Source organism: Sorangium sp. So ce327, assembly GCF_051530205.1.
Lineage (GTDB): Bacteria > Myxococcota_A > Polyangia > Polyangiales > Polyangiaceae > Sorangium > Sorangium cellulosum_B.
This window is the reverse complement of the sequence record NZ_CP150330.1, coordinates 8,290,694-8,312,478: the sequence shown is the minus strand read 5'-3', so window position 1 is coordinate 8,312,478 and position 21,785 is coordinate 8,290,694. Positions and strand designations below refer to the sequence as shown.

16 protein-coding genes are annotated in these 21,785 nt (G+C 72.1%); 6 read left to right on the top strand and 10 right to left on the bottom strand.

Going from position 1 to position 21,785, the window contains the following annotated elements; translation table 11 throughout:
• The first annotated feature begins 68 nt into the window (after positions 1–68).
• On the top strand, positions 69–1,826 hold the full coding sequence (locus tag WME95_RS30845; RefSeq protein ID WP_437902919.1) for a hypothetical protein: 1,758 nt from the start codon (positions 69–71) through the stop codon (positions 1,824–1,826).
• Positions 1,827–2,065: 239 nt separating this feature from the next.
• On the opposite strand, the gene WME95_RS30840 is transcribed toward WME95_RS30845, so the two are convergent.
• Positions 2,066–2,632, bottom strand: coding sequence for a hypothetical protein (locus tag WME95_RS30840; RefSeq protein WP_437902918.1), 567 nt, complete (start codon positions 2,630–2,632; stop codon positions 2,066–2,068).
• Positions 2,633–2,913: 281 nt separating this feature from the next.
• On the opposite strand from WME95_RS30840, the gene WME95_RS30835 reads away from it, so the two are divergent.
• Positions 2,914–3,531 carry a hypothetical protein gene (locus WME95_RS30835; protein WP_437902917.1) on the top strand — a complete coding sequence of 206 codons (618 nt, stop codon included), beginning with the start codon at positions 2,914–2,916 and terminating at the stop codon, positions 3,529–3,531.
• A gap of 158 nt (positions 3,532–3,689) precedes the next feature.
• On the opposite strand, the gene WME95_RS30830 is transcribed toward WME95_RS30835, so the two are convergent.
• The 4 genes from WME95_RS30830 to WME95_RS30815 form a co-directional block, all read right to left on the bottom strand.
• Positions 3,690–5,120, bottom strand: a complete 1,431-nt coding sequence (locus WME95_RS30830; RefSeq protein ID WP_437902916.1) for a B12-binding domain-containing radical SAM protein — start codon at positions 5,118–5,120, stop codon at positions 3,690–3,692.
• A 234-nt stretch (positions 5,121–5,354) separates the two neighbouring features.
• Positions 5,355–7,379, bottom strand: a complete 2,025-nt coding sequence (locus WME95_RS30825) for a CocE/NonD family hydrolase (RefSeq protein WP_437902915.1) — start codon at positions 7,377–7,379, stop codon at positions 5,355–5,357.
• A gap of 126 nt (positions 7,380–7,505) precedes the next feature.
• Positions 7,506–8,828, bottom strand: a complete 1,323-nt coding sequence (locus WME95_RS30820) for a restriction endonuclease subunit S (protein ID WP_437902913.1) — start codon at positions 8,826–8,828, stop codon at positions 7,506–7,508.
• Positions 8,825–10,288: an N-6 DNA methylase gene (locus WME95_RS30815; protein ID WP_437902912.1), complete on the bottom strand. Its 1,464-nt coding sequence runs from the start codon at positions 10,286–10,288 to the stop codon at positions 8,825–8,827. Before WME95_RS30815 ends, WME95_RS30820 begins: the two co-directional genes overlap by 4 nt.
• A gap of 143 nt (positions 10,289–10,431) precedes the next feature.
• On the opposite strand from WME95_RS30815, the gene WME95_RS30810 reads away from it, so the two are divergent.
• Genes WME95_RS30810 through WME95_RS30800 form a run of 3 tightly spaced genes read left to right on the top strand, consistent with a single transcriptional unit; the run spans position 10,432 to position 12,476 of the window.
• On the top strand, positions 10,432–11,136 hold the full coding sequence (locus WME95_RS30810) for a hypothetical protein (RefSeq protein WP_437542432.1): 705 nt from the start codon (positions 10,432–10,434) through the stop codon (positions 11,134–11,136).
• A complete protein-coding gene (locus tag WME95_RS30805; RefSeq protein WP_437902911.1) occupies positions 11,133–12,047 on the top strand; it encodes a DUF4159 domain-containing protein in 915 nt (304 codons plus the stop codon). The genes WME95_RS30810 and WME95_RS30805 overlap by 4 nt, the downstream gene beginning before the upstream one ends.
• A 6-nt stretch (positions 12,048–12,053) precedes the next feature.
• A complete protein-coding gene (locus tag WME95_RS30800; protein ID WP_437902910.1) occupies positions 12,054–12,476 on the top strand; it encodes a hypothetical protein in 423 nt (140 codons plus the stop codon).
• A 34-nt stretch (positions 12,477–12,510) separates the two neighbouring features.
• On the opposite strand, the gene WME95_RS30795 is transcribed toward WME95_RS30800, so the two are convergent.
• Entirely contained in the window at positions 12,511–13,824 is a 1,314-nt protein-coding gene (locus WME95_RS30795; RefSeq protein ID WP_437911045.1) for a PAS domain-containing protein, read from the bottom strand.
• Between the two features lie 247 nt (positions 13,825–14,071).
• On the opposite strand from WME95_RS30795, the gene WME95_RS30790 reads away from it, so the two are divergent.
• Positions 14,072–16,456: a glutamine amidotransferase gene (locus tag WME95_RS30790; protein WP_437902909.1), complete on the top strand. Its 2,385-nt coding sequence runs from the start codon at positions 14,072–14,074 to the stop codon at positions 16,454–16,456.
• A 33-nt stretch (positions 16,457–16,489) separates the two neighbouring features.
• On the opposite strand, the gene WME95_RS30785 is transcribed toward WME95_RS30790, so the two are convergent.
• The 4 genes from WME95_RS30785 to WME95_RS30770 all read right to left on the bottom strand — a co-directional run bounded on the left by WME95_RS30785 (position 16,490) and on the right by WME95_RS30770 (position 21,676).
• A complete protein-coding gene (locus WME95_RS30785; RefSeq protein WP_437902908.1) occupies positions 16,490–17,575 on the bottom strand; it encodes an SMP-30/gluconolactonase/LRE family protein in 1,086 nt (361 codons plus the stop codon).
• A gap of 562 nt (positions 17,576–18,137) precedes the next feature.
• Entirely contained in the window at positions 18,138–19,688 is a 1,551-nt protein-coding gene (locus tag WME95_RS30780) for a hypothetical protein (protein ID WP_437902907.1), read from the bottom strand.
• A 123-nt stretch (positions 19,689–19,811) separates the two neighbouring features.
• Positions 19,812–20,894, bottom strand: coding sequence for an ABC transporter substrate-binding protein (locus WME95_RS30775; RefSeq protein ID WP_437902906.1), 1,083 nt, complete (start codon positions 20,892–20,894; stop codon positions 19,812–19,814).
• Positions 20,894–21,676, bottom strand: coding sequence for an ABC transporter permease (locus tag WME95_RS30770; protein WP_437542425.1), 783 nt, complete (start codon positions 21,674–21,676; stop codon positions 20,894–20,896). The genes WME95_RS30775 and WME95_RS30770 overlap by 1 nt, the downstream gene beginning before the upstream one ends.
• Positions 21,677–21,785: the final 109 nt, after the last annotated feature.

Below are 21,785 nucleotides of genomic sequence, written 5' to 3'. Positions count from 1 at the left end.
GGCGTATGGGCGGCCTGGGGCGGAGGCGCGGGGCGTCCCGCAGGGTGAGCCGGGGTCTTTGCCAGAGCATGCACGCCGCTGCCTTGGGCGGGGTGATGGTCGTGATGGGCTGCGGGGCCGCGCGGCCTCTGCGGCCGGTGAGCGATTTCGATCTCCTGTTCTGGGACGAGGGCAAGGAAGAGCCCGAGCAGCAACCCGTGCTCGACGTCGTCGCCGTGGCGGATACGGACCTCGACGGCAGGTGGGAGCTGTCCCTGAGGGGCATCCATGGGGGTGCGCTGTACTTCACCGAGAGCCGAGGACACGGCCTCCTCCGGCTCGATCTCGAAGGCGGCGCGCGGTTGATGGACGAAGTGGATGCTTTCGGCGAGCCGACCGTGACAGCGTCCCGTCCGGGCGCGCTGTCGACGGTCAAGGCCAGCGATCCAGCGCTCCTGCTCTCCAGGCGCGGCGGCTCGCCCACGATCGTCGCGACCGCGCCGGGCGGGCCATCCATCGACCGGATCGAGCTCGTGGAATCGGGCTTTTGGTACTGGAGGACCGGGGACTACCTGATGCGGCAGCCGGCGGCAGGAGGTCCAGCGATCCCGGTGGCGCACGCGCGCGACACGATGCTGAGCGAATACACGTTCTCGAGCGATGGCCGCTCTCTTTATCGAGCCTCTCACAAGGCGCTGTTCAGGGCGCCCCTCTCGGGCGGAGCTTGGCAAGAAGTCGCGGCGCTTCCGCCTGCAGACAGGCCGTGGATCATCCATCCGATCGCAGGGAAGATCTACGCGCTCTCCTCCAGGATGCTGCTCCGGTTCGATCCGGAGGCTCCCCGCGCGCGGCGGCTCATGGCGCTCGACGACGTGCCCATCGGATCCATCGCTGTTCTGGGGTCGGAGCTCTACTATACGACGCGACAGAAGACGGGTGACGTGCTCTGGGCGATGCCGAAGCGCGGAGGCGCTTCCACGCCCGCGTTGAAGCTCGAGCAGCTCGGCGCTGCGCCTGCGCTCGAGGAGGCGCATGCCTTCTTCCTCACCGTGGACGGCAGGCTGGTGCGCGCGAGCCTGACCGGAGGCTCGAGGGAGACGCTGGTCATGTCCGACGACGTCGCCCGCGCGCTGTCGGCGCCGGAGCCCTATGGCTACGGTCCGACCGCGTCGCGGGAGGATCTCTGGGGGTCGCCGGCCTTGCCGGAGCTCGTGGCGGTCGATGCGACGAGCGTGTACTGGGTCGACCGAGCTCAACGCGCGGCGCTGAAGCTCCCGAAGCGAGGCGGTCCCATCGAAGTGCTCGTGAGGGGCCTGGAGAACCCGGAGAAGCTCGCCATCGACGATCTGTACGTCTACCTGTCCGACGACGGTCGCAGCGGCAGGCGGCTGCTGCGGATCGACAAGCCAGGAGGGCGCCCCGAGGTGCTGGCGCGCGTGCGGGTGCCAGCGTTCCACTTCAGCGCGAGCGGCGAGGCGCTGTTCTGGGCAGCGGACGACGACCTCTTCAGCCTCTCTCGAGAGGATGGTTTCCGCGCCCTGCCTCGCCTGGGGAGCTTGCTCGATAGCTCCCTGTCCCACAACGTCAACTGCAGCTTCGCCGCGCGTGGAGGGGACCTGTTCTATGCGCGGTGCGAGGACGACTGGAGCTCGTCGCTCGTCGTCAGCCGGAGCGGGGAGAAGCGCGCGCTGCGCATCCTCGGCGCCCAGCACAGGCACCCCGCCAGGCTCGCCGTGGACGCGGACGCCGTGTACATCCTCGAGGTGGGCACGAAAGCGGGGCCCAGATCGCGCGTCTCGGGCCGGGAGCGTTTCCATTGCTGCAGCATCTGGGCGGCGCCGCGGTGACGAGCGCGCGCGCCGGGGTCCTTCCTGGCAGGCGCTTGTCCTCTGCCAGGCGACAGTCCCGCCGCCCCGTCCAGGTTTGCAAGGTCTCGTACTGGACCGGCGTCGGCTCGGATACCCAGGTGAACGTGCAGTGCTACGACCATCTCGGCAACCCGGTCGACAGCCAGTTCTCGAGTACGTATCTCGGCGCGGAGATGTTCACGCCCTGCTGAACGAGCTCTGATACAGGGAGGCCGAGATCACTCGCCCGTGTCGAACTCGCACGCGGCGACCTCCGGCGCACACTCGCCCTCCACCTCGGCGGCCGCAGAGGCGAGGCAGTCGTTGCACTCGGCGCTCCGCGCCTCGCCGGCGCCGCACGCGCCGTAACAGGGCAATTCCTCCACCAGGCCGCAGGCAAAGCAGAGACAGCCCATGAGCATCTCGTAAATTTCGGCCGAGGTCTCGCACATGTCCGCCGGATCGTCGGTGTCGTACGGGGGCAACGAGCAGGTCGCGCACTCGGCGCCGCCACCGGCGCCGACCTCGCCGCCCGCGCCAGCGCCCGGCTCGCCTCCCGTCGAGCTGCTGGCCGCGCTGCCGCCGGCCTCGCCACCCGCCGAGCTGCTGGCCGCGCCGCCGCCGGTCCCGCCTCCCGTCGAGCTGCTGGCCGCGCTGCCGCCGGTCCCGCCTCCCGTCGAGCCGCCGCCTCCGCCCACCAGATGGTAGCTTTCGTCCAGCCCCGCCAGCGCGGTACACCCGCCGGCCGCCGCAAGCCCGAACAGCGCCATCGCCAGGGACGCATTCACACGCTTCGAGCCCGCCATGGCGCCGGAGCATCACTCGCTTACGCCTCCGGCGTCAAGTGACCGTACGGCTGGTTCGACCTGGGGCCGTGGTTCGATGCACGCACGACACACGTGCTCTTCAAGTCTGTTACAATCGTAGTAATCGCATGTTCATGGACGCCGGCACGAAGGACCGCCGCGCCCGAACTCGGCCTGATCGCCCTGCCGCGCGCTGCCACGTCGTGGCTCGCCATGGCACAGAAAACCAGCGTGTTTCTCTCGTGCCGGAGCGGGCATGTCCCGTGCTCGACGCGGCGGCCATGACACCCAAGTGCTTTCTCTGGTTGGCTCGTGGTTCCTTCCTCGCGTGGGCGACGCTGGGCGGCGCGGCGTGCGGCGAAGAGGACCATGGACCTGCGAGCGCGGAATCCACCAGCACCAGCGGAGCGGGCGCGAGCGGCAGCGCCGGCGCTGGCGGCTCCGGGGGTGGGGGCGGCAGCGCCGCGAGCGCCGGCGGCTCCGGGGGCGGCGGCGGCAGCGCCGCGAGCGGCGGAGCCGGCGGCTCCGGGGGTGGCGGCGGCAGCGCCGCCAGCGGCGGGGCCGGCGGCTCCGGGGGCGGGAGCAGCCATGGCCTGGCGTGCCGCGAGTCGAGCTTTCCGGCGTTCAGCAAGGCCTGCGAACAGGCGAGCGACTGCGTCGTGCTGCCGCACGTCACGACCTGCTGCGGAGATATCCTGTTCGTGGGCGTGGACGCGGACGACAAGGAAGCGTTCGAGGCCGCCGAGGCGGTGTGCCTCGCAGGCTGGCCGCTGTGCGATTGCGCGCCGCGTCCGCCGCTCGCGGAGGACGGCCGGCGGCTCGAGAGAGAGAGCGAGCAGGCGGTTGCGGCGCGCTGCGACGAGGGCGCCTGCACGTCGGAGATCAGAGATCTGCCCTAACTCGACCTTCGTTTGCGGGGACACGAGGTGGTGGCGTCACTCCAGATCCCGGGTGTCGTGCGGTACATCGCGAACGGCGCGACCGCCGCGGCGTGCCCCTACCTCGCGATGGAGTGGCTCGACGGCGAGACGCTTGGTGAGCGTTCGCCCCCGCGCCGCTACGCCGTGCGTTCCACCGAGCTGTCAGCCGCGCTCGCGGACCGCTTCAGGCCGAGGCGCGAGAGCCGGGCCGGGGCGTCGCCGGGCGCGGGGTGCCGGATCGTCCCCTTCGGCTCGAGCGGCGGCGCGGCCGGCTCGTTGCCGGTGATCTGCTTGAGGCCGTAAAAGCCGTTCATCGCCGCCGACAGCATCATGGCGCCGCGGCTCAGCGACCGCGCGCCGCGCGCGAGGCGCTCGAGCACCGCCGCGGGGCCGAAGGCGCGATTCCACATCTGGCGGTGGGCGGCGAGGAGCTGCTCGGGGGACATGCGCGCCGGCCGGAAGGCGACGCCGTAGCCGCTGTAATGGGGCCAGTCACGCTCTTCCAGGATGCGCCCGTCTCGCCGGTGCTCGTCGTACAGCGGCGTGCCCCGGAACGGCGTGAGGATGCTCAGGAACGGGACGTCGACGCCGATCTCGTTCAGCCGATCGGCCGTGGAGGCGATGACCTCCGGCGTCTGATCGTCGAAGCCCGAGATGAAGCCCGCCATCACGCAGATCCCGCGATCGTGCAGCTTGCGGATGGCCTCGCGGTACTCGCGCGCGCGGTTCTGGCGCTTGTCGACGCTCTTGAGATCGGCCTCGTCGAGGCTCTCGATGCCGAGGAAGATGCCGATACAGCCGGACCGCTCCATCGCGTCGAGGAGCTCCCGGTCCTTGACGATATCGATGGATGCCTGCGTGAGCCACCAGCGATCGAGCCCGGCGAGCTCGCGCAGGAGCTCCTTGGCCCAGCGGCGCTGGACGAGCAGGTTGTCGTCCCAGAACCACGCGACCTTCTCCTGCCAGAAGCGGGGGAAATGCGTGGTGGCGATGTCGCGGATCACCTCGTCGACGGGGCGCACGCGGAAGCCGGGGTTGAGGTCGGGCACCGTGCAGAAGCTGCACGTGAACGGGCAGCCGCGCGTCGCCTGGAGCACGCGGGGGACGAGGAAGCGCTCTTCCAGCAGATCGTAGCGAGGGGTCGGCAGCCCGGCGAGCGACGCCGTTTCGCCGTGATAGACGCGGCGCTGCGTGCCTCGCGCGAGATCCCGCAGGACCGAGGGCCAGACCGCCTCGGCCTCCCCGGTGACCACCACGTCCACGTGCTGGAGCGCCTCCTCGATCCAGTACGAGACATGCGGACCGCCGGCGACGACGCGCACGCCGAGGGCGCGGTAGCGATCGGCGAGCGCGTAGGCGCGGCGCGCGAAGCCCGAGAAGAACGAGAGCGCGACGACGTCCGGCGAGGCGTCGACGGGGACGGGGCGCACCTGCTCGTGGAAGAGCTCGACCTCGTGCTCCGGCGGGGTGATCGCCGCGAGGTGGATCCCGGTGACCGGCGGGACGAAATGGAAGCGGTGGCCCCGGCGATAGCGGGGGACGTAACTCACGACGATCCTCACCTTCATCAGCGCCTCCTCGGGATCATGGGTCTCATCGGATCGGATCCGCGATGACGGCGTGGATCCGAGGGCGGAAGGCGATCCGATGAGAGACGCCGAGAATAACGGAAGGCGGCCGGTGTCGATTCCAGAAGGGAGAGGAGCTACCGTGGAGGGACGGTGGTGGATGCGTGCGGGGGCGGAGGAAGCGAGAGCCTCATGGGGCCCGCTGCCGGCCGCGCCTCCGCTCCCGGTTGAGCCTCAGATCAGATCCCGCTTGATCTTCTCCCTCCATTCACGGCTGGCGAAGCGGATGTCGTCCTCGAAGGCGTCGAGCTCGCCGCTGATATAGAAATGGTCGCGGTCGGCGTGGAGCCTGGTCGTCACCTCGATGCGGATGTCCCAGCCCGGGCGCGACTGCACATACGTCTGCCGGCAGGTGAAGGAAGCGTGGAGCGGATCGTCCGGCGCGATGCGGAGCTCGCGGCGGAGTTGGTGCAGCACCTCGGTGCCGATCTCGTCGAGGCGCTGACGCCCTTCTCCGAAGACGCCCACTGTATCCGTCACGGTCGTGACCGCACCCGAGGTGAGGTCGAAGGTCACCGAGCGCGTGACGCTGCCCGCGTTCACCTGGGTGATCGACGTCGCTCGCGCCGCTTCCGGCTTCAGGAACGGTTCGCCGCCGTCGGCCGCCTGCGGCCTTCGGTGCGGCAGCACGAGGCGGCTGGCGCCGGTGACGATGCCGAGCGTCGCCCGCTCGGGAGCCGGCCAGATCAGAGGCCAGTAGGCGCTGGAGAGCGATATCCGCAGGCGATGACCGGCTGCAAAGCGATGCGCGCAGGCATTCAATACCAGCTTCAGCCTGTAGCGCTTGCCGGGCTCGAGCGGGGTCGGCTCCGCGTGGCTGTCGCGGTGGGTGAGGTTGATGACCTGGAAGCTGACCCGCAGCGCCTCGCCATCGGGCGCCACGTCGCACAGCCTGGCACAGAGCTGCGCCACCGGCTTATCGCTGGTGAACGCCAGCTCGAGCTCCGGGGCACCGACGACCTGCATCGCCTCCTCGAGCGGCGCGGTGTCGAAGGTGAGCGAGCCGAAATCGTCGATCCGCTGGTCGCCCGGCAGCTCCCCGACGCAGCCAACCGCCATCCACTCCCCGCCCTGAAGGCCGACATGCTGGGGCGAGCGCAGCGCCAGGACCTCCTCGGCGCCGCTCACCGGGGCGAGGCCGTCCTTGTTGAGATAGAGAGCACAGGGTTGGATGTCCGGCGACGGCCAGCTCTGCTCGGCCACCCAGCGTCCCGGATGGTGACTTCGTGTCGTCTCCGGCGCCGTGTAGTCCTGCAGCCAGGCGCGCAGCATCGGCTCCTCGTCGGCGCCGTTCTCGATGCCCTTCAGCCAGCGATCCCACCAGGCGATGGCATCCTGCAGAAAGCCGATCGCCGGGCCCGGCGTTCCGTCGTGCGGGTAGACGTGCGCCCACGGCCCGATGATGCCCTTCCGCGGCACCTTGAGGTGCTCCAGCATCCTCGGCACCGTGTTGGTATAGGCATCGACCCAGCCGCCGATCAGGCAGACGGGCACCTGGATAGCGTTCCAATCCTCGCAGATCGACCCGTGCCGCCAGTAGTCGTCGCGCCGCTGATGGGCCATCGCGAGCGCCGGCCAGAACGGCATCCGCTCCAGCCGTTCCCGCCAGTTGTCGCGCCAGCTTTCGCCGAAGAGCTCCGGGTCGGCAGGGCGGGCCTGATAGACCAGCATGATGGTGCCCCACCACAGGTTGTCGTTGAGCAGGCAGCCGCCCATGTAATGGATGTCGTCGACGTAGCGGTCGTCGGTCGAGCAAACCGAGAGCACCGCCTTCAAGGCCGGCGGTCTGAGCGCCGCCACCTGCAGGCAGTTGAACCCGCCCCAGGACTTGCCCATCATGCCGACATGGCCGTTGCACCAGGGTTGTGCCGCCATCCAGGCGATCACCTCGAGGGCGTCGTCCTGCTCCTGCTTCAGGTACTCGTCCCACATCAGCCCGTCGCTCTCGCCGGATCCGCGCATGTCGACCCGCAGCACGGCATAACCGTGGCCGGCGAAATAACCATGCATCGGCTCGTCACGGGCGCGGGTTCCGTCCCGCTTGCGATAGGGGATGTATTCCAGGATGGCCGGCGCCGGCTTTCTTTGCGCTCCTTCTGGCAGCCATAGGCGCGCCGCGAGACGGCAGCCATCCTTCAGGGTGATCCAGAGATGCTCGGTCGTCTCGACCTTCAGGGGCGTTTCAACCGCGGCCGCCATGTGACACTCACTGGTTCGCGACCTTCCTCTTGGCAAGGAGGTTCGTCCGCCAGTCGGGATCCAACGCCGGGACCGACAACAACAGGAGTTCAGTGGAGGCGGGGGTTGGGGGGCGCAGCTAGCCGCTCACCCCATCCCCCGGACGCGGCGCAGCAGCGCCTCCGCCGGCTCGTAGCCCCGCCCCTCCGCGCGAGCCAGCGCCGCCTCGGTGGGGACGAGCTCTCCGGAGAACGCCCTGGCGAGGATCGTGTGCGGGAGCCTGTCGGCCCGGGCCGCGGCGCGGGCCACGCGCTCCTCGACCTCGCTGGCGAGCGCGAAGAGCGCCTGTGCGCGGCGGACGATCTCCGCCTGCTCCTCCGCCGGCGGCACCGGCACGGGGATGCCGTTGAGCGCCGCCTGCGTGAGCTTCGGCTGGGCCGAGCCGGTCACGTGGTGCTGCAGGTCGAGCGAGTTCAGGAGCAGCTCGAGGTACCCGAGGACCACGCCGGCCTTCGGCTGGACCACATGAGCATGGTTGTTCACCCAGAACCTCCCGCTCGCGGCGAACGCCACCCGGGTGTTCCTCGACAGGAGGTTCGCGCCGTCCTCGGCGATCAGCAGGTAATCCCCGTCGAACAGGTAGCCATCGATCGCGTCGATGACCCCCGACGCGCCGTAATACGGATACGGCCCCCGGCGCCTCGCCCGAACCGCGGAGCTCACGGGGACGCGCCGGCCATCGTGGTTGTCCACCAGGGCGCCGAACGGGCAGCGGACCCAGGACGGCGGCAGGGAACGCTCCGGACCGTCGCTGCTCGCCCCGGGCGCGGCCGGCGCCGACGTAGAGCAGCGCGGCGGGGGCTCCGCCGGTCCCGCGGCCGGCGCGGCGGCGCCCGGCGCGCGCAGGTCCTCGGTGAGCCTCCCCGAGCACGCCGCCCCCAGCACGGCCTGCCGGAGCCGCCGGAGGAGCAGCGACGACCTCGCCAGCCGGGCCTTCGCCGCGTCCACCTCGCCGAGCAGGGCCTCGGCCTTCGCGACGATGCGGCGCTGCTCGGGGAGGGGAGGCAGAGCAAAGGGCCGCTCGAGCGTCTCGCGCACCTTCACGAACGGCTGCGCGGAGCCGCCCTTCGCCCAGAATCCCTCGTCGTTGAGGTGGAGGAACAGGTAGCCGACGTCGATGGCCCGCTCATCCGGCCAGACCACATGGGTGTTCGCGATCGCCGACCACCGCCCGCGCGCCTTGAACGCCTTCCCGCACCGCGTCCCCACGGCGGAGACGACGATCGCCTCGCCCTCGTGCTCCCAGCCGTCGCACCACACGTCGGGGCCGGCGGCGCTGAACCCCTGGTAACGCCCTGGCCGCTGCTCGGCGTGGAGCTTCCCCTTGATGAGCTTCGAGCTCCCGCTCCGGTGCGAGCAGATCGACGCGAGCGTCGTCTCGGCCCACCCCTCGGGCAGGGGCCTGCTCACCCCTCCGCCGCCTTCGCCCCGCCCTCGAGCAGCGCGAGCACGCGGTTCAGCGCGGCGACCGCCTCCGTCAGCTCCTGGAGGGCGTCGGTCGCCAGCTCCTCCGGCTCGGGCATCTCGCCGGCCTCGTCGAGCGACTCCTCCCTGAGCCACCTCAGCCCGTCGAGCTTGAACTCTCGCTCCTTCACCTCGCGGAGCTCGAAGCTGCGGAATCGACCCTCGCTGGAGCTCGCCGCCTCGCGCGCGCCGCGCCCGTCGGGGTCGCCGCCGTAGCACCGCTCGAACTCCGCGAAGTGCGCCGGGGAGAGCGGCCGCCCCTTCTTGGTGATCGACGGGACGCCCGTCCGGGCGTCGTAGATCCAGACCCTCTCCGTCGCGCGGCCCTTCGTGAAGAAGACGACGTTGGCCTTCACCCCGGCGCTGTACGGCGTGAAGGTCCCGTGCGGCAGGCGGAGCACCGTGTGCAGGTCGCAGCCCCTGGCGAGGATCTCGAGCACCGCGCCCGCCTGGTCGGCGAACAGGCAATGGTCGGGCAGGACCATCGCCGCCCGGCCGCCCGGCCTCAGGATCGTCAGCACGTGCTGGATGAAGTTGAGCTGCTTGTTCGCGGTCGCGATCGCGAAATCCTCGCGGCGCGGCGTCTCGTAGGCCCCCTTCGTGCCGAACGGCGGGTTCGTCAGGATCACGTCGAACCGATCGTCCGGCGGCGGGGCGTCGAGCGAGTCGCCGAGGGTGATCCTCGGCTCGATCCCGTGGAGGTACAGGTTCATCAGGGCGAGCCGGCGGGGGCGCGCGACGAGCTCCTGGCCGAAGAACGCCCCGGCCTTGATCCGGCGCGCCGCCTCCCGGTCGAGCGCTCCCCGCGCCTCGGCGTCGATCCACTCCCAGGCGGCGACAAGGAAGCCCCCGGTGCCGCACGCGGGGTCGCACAGGGCGAAGCCCGGCTTCCCCTGCGGATCGGGCCTGATGCACCGCACGATCGACTGGATCAGGGCGCGGGGCGTGAAGTACTGCCCCGCGCCCTTCTTGCCCTCGGCGGCGGCCTTCTCCAGGAGGCCCTCGTACGCCGCGGCCTGGATGTCCACGCCGAGGCGCGTCCACGCGATCTCGTCGATGAGGTCGACGAGCTTCCCGAGGCTCGCGGGGCTCTTGAAGCGCGGCTGCGAGCCCGCGTAGATCTCCCCGAGGACGCCGGGGGCCCCGTCGAGGGATCGGAGGACGTCGGCGTAGCGGTCGAGCAGCGCTTGCCCGCTGCGCGCGCGCAGCGCGGGCCAGGAGCAGTCGGTCGCGTCGACCTCGCCGCGGGGCGTCCTGTGCTCGACGCGCGAGAGGTCGATGCCTCGCTCGGCGGCCATCTTCAGGAAGAGCAGGTAGGTGATCTGCTCGATGTAGTCCCCGTGATCGATGCCGTCGTGGCGGAGCGTGTGGCAGAACCCCCAGAGCTTTCCAACAACGTCGATCATGCGGCGGCGGCTTCGTTCGGGTCGTGGCGCGGGAAGGCGAGGCGCGGGAGGAGCCGGCTTACCACGGCCGGGCGCCTCACGGCGGCCGCCGCGCTCGTCCATGGCGCTGGGACGCGCCGCCGCCGATGTACTAGGCTCGTCCCGTGCCGCGCGCCCTCACCTCGCTGCTCGCGCTGTTCTTGCCGCGATCGCTCCGATCGTCGCTGCCGTCGCTGCCGCCGCGGCTGCCGCTGCCGCTCCTGTCGCTCTTGCCGCTGTCGGGCCTCGCCTGCGCGTCGTCCTCGCTGCCCGATCCCAAGGAGGCGGTGCAGGTCTACGCCGACGCGGCGGCGCGCGGTGACGCCGACGCCATCTACGGCATGCTGAGCGACAAGAGCCGCACCGCGATGTCGCGCGACGAGGTGCGGCGGCGCGTCGCCGAGGCGCGCGCCGAGCTCGCGGAGCAGGCGCGGAGCGTCACGGCGCCCGGGGTCGTGGTCAAGACCCGCGCCCGCGTCCGCTACCCGGACGGCGAGATCGCGACGCTCGAGCTCGACGAGCGCGAGCGCGCCTTCCGGATCTCGGCCGCCGACGCGCTTCCCGCGGGCGGCCGCACCCCCGAGCAGGCCCTCGAGCAGCTCCGCCGCGTCCTCGCGCGCCGCAGCTATGCCGGCCTGCTGCGCGTCCTCACGCCGGCCACGCGCGCCGCCATCGAGAGCGACCTCCGCTCGCTCGTCGAGGGGCTCGCTCAGCCCGAGGGGCTCGAGGTCCGGATTGCCGGCGACTCCGCGACGGTGCAGATCCCGGGTGGGCACGAGGTGAAGCTCCGGCGCGAGGCGGGCGTATGGCGGGTCGAGGACTTCGATTGAGACGATGGCTCGGCCGGCTCGGCGCTCGCCGGCCGCGCGGCCGGGGCGGTGAGGCGGCGCCGCCGCCCTCGCGCCCCGCCGCTTCGGCAAAGCCGCCGCGCCTCGCCGCGGCGCGGCCGCGGCGCCTCGCGGTCCTGGCGCTGGTGCTCGTCTCCGCGCTGCTCCTCCTCGCGGTGCCGCGCCCCGTGCGCGCCTTCGGCGAGGAGGGGGCGTGGAACCCGCGGCCGCTGCTGACGGGCGACGCGCGATGGGAGGGGGTGCGCGCCACCGCCCCCGCGCGCTGGTCGTTCGAGCTGGAGCGGCGGACGAGCGCGCCGGCGCGCCGCAACCCGACCACGGTCCGCGCCGACGACCCGGCGCTGCTCGCCGAGCCGTTCGCGCTCTGGGGCGGCGAGGGCGACCTCCCGCCGCTCACCGAGCGCGAGGTCTTCGGCCTGCGCCGCTTCCTCGCCCTCGGCGGCGTGCTCCTCGTCGACGACTTCGCCCCGGGCAGCGGCGCGTTCGGCCGCGCCGCGCGGCGCGAGCTCGCCCGCGTCCTGCCGGAGGGCTCTCCGATCCCGATCGGCACGGAGAACGTCGTCTTCCGCTCCTTCTATCTCCTCCCGCGCGCCGTCGGCCGCGTCGAGGGCCCGCCGAAGCTCTCCGCGATCGTGCGCGGCGGCATGCCGCAGGTGATCTTCTCCGACCACGACCTCGCCGGCGCCCTGGCGCGCTCGGAGGGCGGAGGGCCGAGCGTCGAGGTCACGCCCGGGGGCGAGGCGCAGCGGGAGCGCGCGTTCCGCCTGGCCGTGAACATCGCGATGTACGTGCTCTGCTCGAACTACAAGGACGACCAGGTGCACGCGCCGTTCCTGATGCGCCGCCGCGCCGTCGACGACAACCGACCCCGCTCCGCGCCTGCGCGGCCGTGAGGCGCGATGACCTCGGGTCGCCTCGCCGCTGCGCCGAAGCTGGTCTGGCAGGACGACCACTTCACCGTGCTGTTCGACGCGTCCCTGCGCGTCGTCTGGACCGTCCGCAGCTCCAGGCCGTTCGCGTCGCTGGAGGAGATCGAGGCGGTGATGGGAGAGCTCATCCGCGTCCTCGACCGGCTGGGCCGCGCCCATCACGCCCTCTTCGTCGACGTCCGCGCCGTCCCCGGCAGGAACGACCCGTCGTTCGAGGCGACGATGAAGCGCCTGAGGCCGCACTGGCTGCGGGGCTTCCGGCGGGTCGGCGTGCTCGTGCAGAGCGTCGTCGGCGCGCTCCAGATCCAGCGCTTCGCGCGGGAGGACGGCATCGAGCGGCTGATCTCGAGCGATGAGGCCGCGCTCCTCCAGTACCTCACGCAGGAGGGCTGAGCGGCCAGGAGCTCCGGTGTCTGGCCGCGCGCAGCTACCGCCTGGCGTGGCGGAGGGCGTGCGCGATGCCGCTTTGCAGCGTGCTCAGCGTGGTGATCCCGGACAGATCCACGCCGAGCGTGACGAGCGTCTGCGCCACCTCCGGGCGGACGCCGGTGAGCACCACGCGGGTGCCGAGCAGCTGGGCGGCGCGCGCGGTGCGCGTCAGCGCGTCCGCGACGTGCGTGTCGACGGCGCGCACGCCCGTGATGTCCAGGATCGCCGTGTGGGCGCCCTGGCTGCTGATGCCGGAGAGCAACGTCTCCATGATCTGCTCCGCGCGCCCGCTGTCGATCGTCCCGACGAGCGGCATCGCGACCACCCGGTCGGCGAGCGGGATGAGCGGCGTCGACAGCTCGCGGAGGGCGGTCTGCTGCGCGAAGATGATCTCCTCCTGCAGCGCGGCCCGCTCCGCCTCCGCGCGCTTCAGAGAGGTGATCTCGGTCACGATGCCGCCCATGCCTATCGGCGCGCCGCGCTCGTCGTGGATCGGGAATTTGACCGTGAAGAAATGGTGTTGAGCGCCGCCTATCGGCACCACCTCCTCGAACTGCATGACCTGCCCGCCGGTCATCACCTCGCGCTCCTTCGCCACGATCATCGCGGTGGCCGCGGGGTCCACGGCGGCCAGCTCGAACTCATCCCGGCCGATGACCTCGAGGACGTGCCTCTCCATCAGCTGCGCATGCAACCGGTTGGCGAGGACGTAGCGCCCCGCGGTGTCCTTGACGAAGATGGAGCTGCGCGCGTTGTCCACCAGCTGCAGGAGCAGCTGGTATCGCCCCTGCACCGTCTTCTCCCTCCGCTGCCGGTCGCTGATGTCATCGACGAGCGCCGCGATCTCGTGCGCGTCGCCTCGGCCGTCGCGCAGCACGGCGTAGGTCCACCGGCAGAGGAACGCGTGACCTCCTTTCGTCCTGCACTCGCTCGTGGTCGCGGCGAAGCGGCTCTCCTCCCGGGCGAAGTCGAACGCCCGCGCCGCGGCGGTGGACACGGGGACCGCGCCGACGAGGTCGGCCAGCCGGCGGCCGACGGCCTCGCTCGCGCTCCAGCCGAAGAGGCGCTCGGCGCTGTCGTTCCAGTACGTCACCGCGCCGTCCAGGCGCCACTGGATCACCGCCGGCACCGCCGTGGGCAGCCCCTCGAGCGCGTCGAGGGCCTCCACGTCTGCCGTGCCTTCCGGCGCGGCTGCGCTCTGTGCATGACCGTTGGAGCGCTCCGCCAGCGCCTTCTCCAGCGCCTCGACCCGCGCGCGCAGCGCTGCGTTCTCTGCCCTGAGCCGCCCGGCCTCGTCCAGCTCTTCGCGCATCGTCACGAGGCTTCGAGCCTACGCGCGGCGTACCCGGCGTTTCAAGGTGGCTCAGTGTTGTTCGAGGTCGCCCGAGAGGTCGCAGCAACGGCGCCGGGCTGGGACACTCCGCCCCGATGTACTAGGCTCCGCGCGTGCCACGCGCCCTCGACTCGCTGCCCGCGCTGTCGCTCTCCCACGCCGGCGCAGCGAGCGGGGCTCCCTCTTCTCGCGCGCTTCCCGCGCTCCTCTCGCTCCCGGAGCGGCCGTGACCCGGAGCTTCGCGCCCTCGGGCGACCTCTCGTCGCCGATCGTCGCCGTCGCCTGCGTCGTCGCGGCCCTGAGCTTCGGCCTGCTCGTGCTCGAGCTCGTCCGCGCGCGCGGCCGCGCCGCCGGGGCGGTGGGCGCCGCGCCCGCGCGCGCGGCGCTCGGCACGGCGCTCACGGGCGCGCTCGCCGTGCTCGGCCTGCTCGCCGCCATCCTCCGCCCGGTCGCGGTCACGTCGCGCGGGAGCCTCGTCGGCCCCAAGGTCGTGGTGCTTGTCGACGGCTCCCGATCCATGGACCTGCCGGGCGTCTCGGGGACCCGCCGCGAGAGCGCCGAGCGCGCGGTCGAGGAGCTCGGGAAGCGCGCCGACGTCCGGCTCTCCCGCTACGTGTTCGGCGAAGGGGCGCCGCTGCCGGCCGACGGGCAGGCAGGCGAAGGCGGCGGCGCCGCGCCGGCGCCGGGCGGGAGCGCTGGCGCCGCGACGGCGCCCGACAGGGACGCGGGGGCGCCGGCCGCCGCCTCCGGGTCGGCCGCGGCGCCCGCGTCGCCCGCGCGAGGCCGGCCGCAGCGCCGCTCGGATCTCAGCGCCGCGCTCGAGGCGCTCGCCCGCGCCGCCGACGAGCGGCCGTCGGCGTTCGTCGTCGTCTCCGATGGCCGGCTCGACCGCCCGGGCCCCGACGACACCGCCGCGGCGACGCGGGCCGCGCTGGAGGGGCTCGACGTCCCGGTGCACACGGTCGCGGTGGCGACCGAGTCCGTGCGCGACGCCGGCGTCCGCGCGGTCCGGACCTCCGGCGCCGCGGTCGCCCACCAGCCGCTCTCGCTCCGCATCGACATCGGCTGCAGCGGCGGCCTCGCGTGCGACGCCGTCCCTGTCGTGGCCCGCGAGCTGCGCGAGCAGGGCGCGCCCACGACGCTCGCCACGGGCACGGCGCACGTCGAGGGCGGCGTCGGCACGGTCGAGCTCGGCGTGACGCTCGACCGCGCCGGCACCCGCATCCTGGAGGTGTCGATCAAGGCGCCGGACGGCGACGAGCTCCCCGAGAACGACGTCCGGTACATCACGCTCGACGTCGCGCGCGACCGCATCCGGGTGCTCCACGTCGCGGGCCGGCCGACGTACGACGTGCGCGCGCTCCGGATGTGGCTCAAGGCCGACGCCTCGGTCGACGTCGTGGCCTTCTTCATCCTGCGCACGCCCGGCGACGAGGTGAACGCGTCGTCGGACGAGCTCGCGCTGATCCCGTTCCCGGTCGACGAGCTCTTCAGCGTCCACCTCTCGAGCTTCGATGCGGTCGTCCTGCAGGACTTCGACGCCGCGCCGTACGGCCTGACCAAGCACCTCCCGGCCCTGGCGCAGTATGTCGACAAGGGCGGCGGGCTCATCATGGTGGGCGGCCCGAACGCCTTCGTGTCGGGCAACTATGCGCGCACGCGGCTCGCCCGCGTCCTGCCGGTGGATCTCGACATCGGCCGCGCGCCCAAGGTGGATCTCGGCGCCTTCGTGCCGCGCATCACCGCCGCCGGCCGCGCGGCGCCGGTGCTCGCGCCGCTGCTCGCGCTGATCGGCGACGAGATGCCGGAGATGCCGGGGACCAACGTCGTCGGCGATCCGCTCCCCGGGGCGACGGTGCTGATGACGCACCCGACCCGCACGACGGCCTCGGGCGCGCCGATGCCGGTGCTCTCGCTGGGCGAGCACGAGAGCGGCCGGACGATCGCGCTGACGCTCGACGGCAGCCACCGCCTGCTCTTCAGCGCGTTCGCCTCGAGCTCCGCGGGCCGCGCGCACGGCGCGTTCTGGGACGCCCTGCTCGGCTGGCTCATGCGCGATCCGCGCTTCGAGCCTGCCGCGATCGAGCCGCGCGGCGGATGCCTCGCGGGCGAGGAGACGGCGCTCGTGCTGCGCCCCCTCGCCGGGCAGCGCGGCGAGGCCAGGGTGACCATCGCGCGCCTCGGCAGCGGCGCGGTCGTGAAGACGTTGACCGCGCCGATCGGCGAGGGCGGCGAGCCGGTCGAGCTCGCCGCCGGTCGCCTCGAGCCCGGGGGTTATTCGGCCACGGTGGAGATCGTCCCGGAAGGCGCCGTCGGCGACGGAGGCGACCAGAAGCGGGCGACGACGCGGCGCGACTTCGCGTGCGAGCGCGGCGGCGACGAGTGGGCCGATCCCCGCCCCGACGTCGCCCGCCTGGAGGAGATCGCCCGCGCGACGGGCGGCGCGTCGGTGCTCCCGTCGGGCGCCGGCTCGCTGTCGCTGCCTGCCGCGACGCAGGTGGCGGCCGAGCGCCACGTCGCGCCGCTCCTGCCCCCCTGGGCCTGGACGCTGGCGGCGGCCGCGGCGCTCGGCGCGCACTGGATCGTGCGCCGGCGCGGGGGCCTCGCCTGAGGCGAGGGCGCCGGCCGGAGCCCTGGTCTCGTCTCAGGGGAGCGACGGCTTCTCGAGCGGATCGGCCTTGTCGCCGACCCAGACCCTCAGCACCCCGAAGTGCGCGGGGTTCCTGGTGAAGCTCGCGTGATTCACGATGAGCAGCGTCTGCGCCGGGTCGTTGAAGGCCACGTTGGCGGGGGCGTCGAGGGGGATCTCGTCCCCTGGTGCGCTCTCGATGCGCGATTCCTCGACCCCGTCCTCGTCCAGCACCGAGATCGCGTTGGCCGCCGCGAGCGTGACATAGAGCTTCCCCGACTTGCCGAAGGCGAACCCGTCGGGCGCCTCGCCAGCATCGTAGTCGTGGACGAGCTCCAGATCGGCCTCTTCGGGGGCCTCGACGAGGGGGAGCCGGTAGATGGACCCCAGGCTCGTGTCCGAAGGGGAGAACGACACCGAGAAATAGACGTGCTCCCGCTCCGGATCGAGCCGGATCCCGTTCACGCCGATCGGCACGTCGCCGCTGCCGACGAGGGCGGCGCTCTGGAACCAGATCTCCGGCGCGCCCCCCCCGGGCGGGTAGCGGAAGATCGTCGCCTGCAGCGAGTCGGTCACATACGCGTAACCCTCCTCGTCGAAGGCGATATCGTTCGGCAGCGGCGGCGTCGGGAAGAGCGCCGGCGAGCACGCCTCTCCCGGCGCGGCCATCACGCACGGCGGCAGATCCGGCAGCGGATCGCCGTAGCTCTCCTGGACATATCCGTGTCCAGTCTTCGTGAAGCGCAGAAGGCCGAGCTGCGTGCTGAGCGCGTAGACCCGGCCGTCGTCGTCGACGGCGATGCAGCTCAGCGCATGCTCGTCGGCGAGCGTCTCGCCCGCCAAGACGATCGTGTTTTTCTGGATTTTGGTGTCCCTGTCGAATACGACGATCTTCGACGGGCCTTGACCTGCGGTGCCGAACATCGCTGGGCCGGAGACGTAGACCCGATTCCCATGGACCGCGATGCCTTCGGGGAACCCCGGAGCCGCCGGGACCGTCGCGAACGTCTTGATCTCGCCGTAGCACCCCCCCTGCGCCAGCGCCGGACCCGGGATCAGCGGCGACACCGCGGCGAGGAGCGACAGCGCGCCGCAAGCCAACCATTTTCCGTTGGAGTGCGATGATTTTGACGTGACGGAATGCGGCATGTTCCCTCCATGGGTCCGTGGTTGCGGGACCGGAGTTGTCGGAATAGGCCGCGTCGAGAAGACAAAGTGCAAAGTGCCTGGCTTCGTCAGGCTGACGATGCGGCCATGATAGCTGGAGTATATGCGGTTGAGCTGATTGGCTGTCGAGTCGAAATTCTTCGGTTCATGAAATATCAGGGAGGTCGCTGCCCGGCTGACCTGTGTCGCACCGCTCGCGTCGCCCGCGTCGCCCGCGTCGCCCGCGTCATGTTTCATATGTGTGTCCGCGTAGTTGCGCGCTTGCGCCCTGACTGCACAGCGCGGTCACGTCGGTCCACGTCAGTCCACGTCAATCCACGTCAGTCCACGTCAATCCACGTCAGTCCACGTTAGTCGACGTTAATTACGTGGTGCACGTGGCGACGAATGTATGCAACGGGCGGAGAGCGCGTCCTGGTGGCGTGTTGGTGAGTGCTGCCGAATGCTCCCGAAGGCATCCTGTGGCGCGCGGGGGGCCCGCGCTCGAGGCGTCGCGCTAAGGCTGCGTCGGCCAGGCGACGCGCGTCGGCACCAGCCGGGGCTCGACGGTCCCGTCGCCCAGCTCCCCGTTCCTGTTGTCACCCCAGCAGAGCATCTCGCCCGTGCGCTTGAGCGCGCAGCTGTGGTCATCTCCGAGGGCCAGCTCGACCACGTCGGTCAGCCCGATCGTCTCCGGAAGGAGCCCCGGATCCTGCGTGCCGTTGCCGAGCTGCCCCTTCGCGTTGTCGCCCCACAGGAGCACCTCGCCGCCCGCCAGCACCGCGCCGGAGTGCCTCGCGCCGAGCGAGATCCGGGTCACGTCCACGAGGTCCGGGATCTTCCGCGGAATCGCCTCAGGGTTCACAAGGCCAGTCCCGAGGCGGAACTGCTCTCCCTTGCCCCAGCAGGAGGCCACGCCGCCCGCCGGCGCGGCGCACGTGTGCAAGGCGCCCGCGGCCGTGAGCGCGACGCTGGTGAGGCCCGCCACGGGCTGCGGGGTGTTCTGCTGGTTGAAGTTGCCGAGGCCGAGCTGGCCGCTCTCGTTGTGGCCCCAGCAGTTCATCCTGCGCTCGCCCATCTGCTCGGTCATGCCGGCGCAGGTGTGCGAGAGGCCGGCGCTCACCGAGTCCACGCCGTCCAGCATCACGGTGGGCTCGACCCGATCGACCTCGTCGCCGTAGCCCAGCTGGCCGGAGCTGCCCTCGCCCCAGCAATAGAGCTCGTGCGACGCCGTCACCGCGCAGGTATGGGTCCCGCCGACGGCGACCTGGGTCGCGCCCGCGAGCTCCTTGGCGCGCACGGGGGAAGGGGAGTTCGTCGCCTCGCCGTCGCCGAGCTGACCGCTGTTGCCCGCGCCCCAGCACGCCACAGCGCCGTCGGTCAGCACCGCGCAGGTGTGCGCGCGCCCCGACGAGATGCTCGCCGCGACCCTGGCGGCGCCGCTGAGGCCCGTGACCGGCCTCGGGATCGGTCGATCCTGCTGCAGCGTCCCGTCGCCGAGGTTGCCCCAGGTGTTCCTGCCCCAGCACCAGACCGAGCCGTCGCTGAGCACCGCGCACGTGTAATCCGTGCCGGCCGCGATGTGCGTGGGCACGACGCAGGCGCCCCGCACGCACTGGCCGCCGCAGGGCTTGTCGCACCTGCCGCAGTGCTCGGTGCTCGTGAGCAGGTCCACCTCGCAGGCGTTCTCGGGGTCCTTGTCGCAGTTGCCGCGGTTCTCCTCGCACGCCGGCGACTGGCAGACCCCGTCCTGGCAGGTCGGCTCGCCGCCGATGGTCGGGCAGGCGACGTCGCAGGCGCCGCAGTGCCGCGTGTCCGTCATCGGGTCGACGCATGCGTCGCCGCAGACCATGCCGCCTCCAGGACACCCGCCGCCGCCCCCGCCGCTCCCGCCGCTCCCGCCGCCGGTGCTCGAGCTCGTCGACGCGTCGGGCGGGCGCACCGTGAACTCGTCGCCGCACGCGGCAAAGGCGATGGCGACGGCGACGGCGGCAGGCACGTACGCCGCCGCGAGGGGCAGCGAGGCGAACGGGAGCCGGCTGGCCCGAGGTCGATGCGTGGAAGCCATGGAGGGCGTTCTTCCCTTGCGTTGAGGCGCGGCTGCGCCACGAGGCGCGGCGTGCGACATTCTAGACGAAGTCGCGGGCCGAGATCTCTCGCCGCGCGTCGCGCCGCGCGCCTGTCGCGCCGCTCAGCGCGTCGCGACGAGCACCTCGTCGATCGGCGGCGCCTTCTCGAGCACGCCGAGGTCCACGAGCTGCTTCGCGAGCGTCTCCCAGCGCTCGCTGGTCATCACGCCGAGGCCCTTCTCCTTGGTCTCGGTGGTCTCGATCAGCGGCCGCTGCGCCTCGGCCGCGGCGACGAAGGTCTCCGCGTCCATCGAGGTGTTGAGCTTGGCCATGATCTCGTTGGACCGCGTCGGATCCTGGAGGTATGTGCGCCAGCCCTCGCGCGTCGCGCGGACGAACGCGCGGACGCGCTCCGGGTTCTCCTTCCAGAGGGCTGCGCGCGTGATCACGACCACGACGTACGGGTTGAACCCCTCGCTGGCCACCAGGAACGCGGCGGGATCGCTCCCCTTGCGCTTGGCCGCGATCGGCTCGGCGGTGATGAAGCACTGCTGGGAGAAGTCCTTGTCGGCGACGAAGCGGGCGACGCCGCCGTCGTACGGCACGACCTTCACCTTGTTGAACCCGTACTTCTTCTTGAGGTACGCGGCGTAAGGCAGCCCCGGCTCGATCGCGAGCGTGCCCGACTTGAGGATGTCGGCGATGCTCTTCGCGCCGCGGCTCTCGTGGGTCATGATGGCCTGCGGCGAGGTCTGGAACACGGCGAAGAGGGGGAGCACGTCCGCGCCGCGGGCGCGGGCGGTGAGCACCTCGTCGGCGCCGGAGATGCCGAAATCCACCTGCCCGCCGGCCACCATCTGGACGACCGGCACGCCGGCGCCGCCGCCGAGGATCTCGACATCGAGCCCCTCCTTGGCGAACGCGCCCGACTCGCGCGCGGCGTAGAACCCCCCGAACTCGGGCTCCGGGACCCAGTTGAGGGCGAGCTTCACCTTCGCGGCCGGCGCGTTCTGGGCGGGCGCGGCCGGCGCGCTCTGCGAAGGCGCGGCCGGCGCGCTGCCTTGCGGGGACGCGGACGAGGCGCGCCCGTCGCCCTCCGGCGCCTGCGAGCGCGAGCAGGCGGGGGCGAGGAGGGGGACGGCGGCGAGGGAGGCGAGGCGTGCGAGCTGTCGGAGGAACAACCGGCGGCTGTCGGGGAAGTGCATCAGCGATTGATCTCCGAAGGATGCCAGCGCCGCAAGAGCCGCCTGCCGGCGAGGTCGACGGCGCCGAACAGCGCGAGGCCGAGCCCCGAGGCGAGCAGCACGGCGGCGAAGAGCAGATCCGTGCGCAGCTGGCGGTAGGCGGAGAGGACCAGGATGCCCAGGCCGGCGGCGTCCTCCGAGAAGCCGGCGACGAACTCCCCGACGATCGCGCCGATGACGGCGAGGCCCGCCGCGATCCGGAGCCCCGTCACGAGGTGGGGGAGCGCCGAGGGCAGCTCGAGCTTGCGGAGCGTGGCGAAGCGGCCCGCCCCGTAGAGCCGGAAGAGATCCCGCAGCGCGGGCTCGACGGAGCGCAGGCCCGCGAGCGTGTTCGCGATGACAGGGAACACGGAGACGATGAACGCCGAGACCGCGACCGCGCGCAGGCCGGGGCCGCACCAGAGCACGAGCAGCGGGGCGATGGCGACGATCGGGACGGTCTGCAGGAAGACGGTATAGGGATAGAGCGCCCTCTCGAGCGGGCGCGACGAGGCGAGCGCGATGGCGGCGAGCACGCCGACCGCGGCGCTGAGGAAGAAGCCCGCGAGCGCGGCCTTCGCCGTCGTGACGGCGCCGGCGAGCAGGGTGGCGGCGTTCACCGCGCCCGCCCGCGCCACGTCCGAAGGGGGCGGCAGGAGATACGCAGGGACGCTGAGCGCTCGGGCGAGCGCCTCCCAGAGCGCCAGCAGGATCACGAGCGCGGCGAGCGGCGGCGCGACGGCTTGGAGCGGGGTGGGTCGCACGGCTCGGCCCTCTCTAGCGCGAGGCCGCCGCGCCAGGAAGATGCTGCGGTGGAAGAAATCAGGCTCGTCCGTGGCCCGGCGCCGAGCGACGCGCGCGCCGAGCCACGGG

Bases quoted from the DNA above. Each gene is read 5' to 3' on its own strand.
- WME95_RS30825 (WP_437902915.1), bottom strand. From the start codon at position 7,379: ATGGCGGCCGCGGTTGAAACGCCCCTGAAGGTCGAGACGACCGAGCAT.
- WME95_RS30815 (WP_437902912.1), bottom strand. From the start codon at position 10,288: ATGATCGACGTTGTTGGAAAGCTCTGGGGGTTCTGCCACACGCTCCGC.
- WME95_RS30780 (WP_437902907.1), bottom strand. From the start codon at position 19,688: ATGGCTTCCACGCATCGACCTCGGGCCAGCCGGCTCCCGTTCGCCTCG.
- WME95_RS30845 (WP_437902919.1), top strand. From the start codon at position 69: ATGCACGCCGCTGCCTTGGGCGGGGTGATGGTCGTGATGGGCTGCGGG.
- WME95_RS30840 (WP_437902918.1), bottom strand. From the start codon at position 2,632: ATGGCGGGCTCGAAGCGTGTGAATGCGTCCCTGGCGATGGCGCTGTTC.
- WME95_RS30775 (WP_437902906.1), bottom strand. From the start codon at position 20,894: ATGCACTTCCCCGACAGCCGCCGGTTGTTCCTCCGACAGCTCGCACGC.
- WME95_RS30800 (WP_437902910.1), top strand. From the start codon at position 12,054: ATGACCTCGGGTCGCCTCGCCGCTGCGCCGAAGCTGGTCTGGCAGGAC.
- WME95_RS30795 (WP_437911045.1), bottom strand. From the start codon at position 13,824: ATGCGCGAAGAGCTGGACGAGGCCGGGCGGCTCAGGGCAGAGAACGCA.
- WME95_RS30830 (WP_437902916.1), bottom strand. From the start codon at position 5,120: ATGAAGGTGAGGATCGTCGTGAGTTACGTCCCCCGCTATCGCCGGGGC.
- WME95_RS30835 (WP_437902917.1), top strand. From the start codon at position 2,914: ATGACACCCAAGTGCTTTCTCTGGTTGGCTCGTGGTTCCTTCCTCGCG.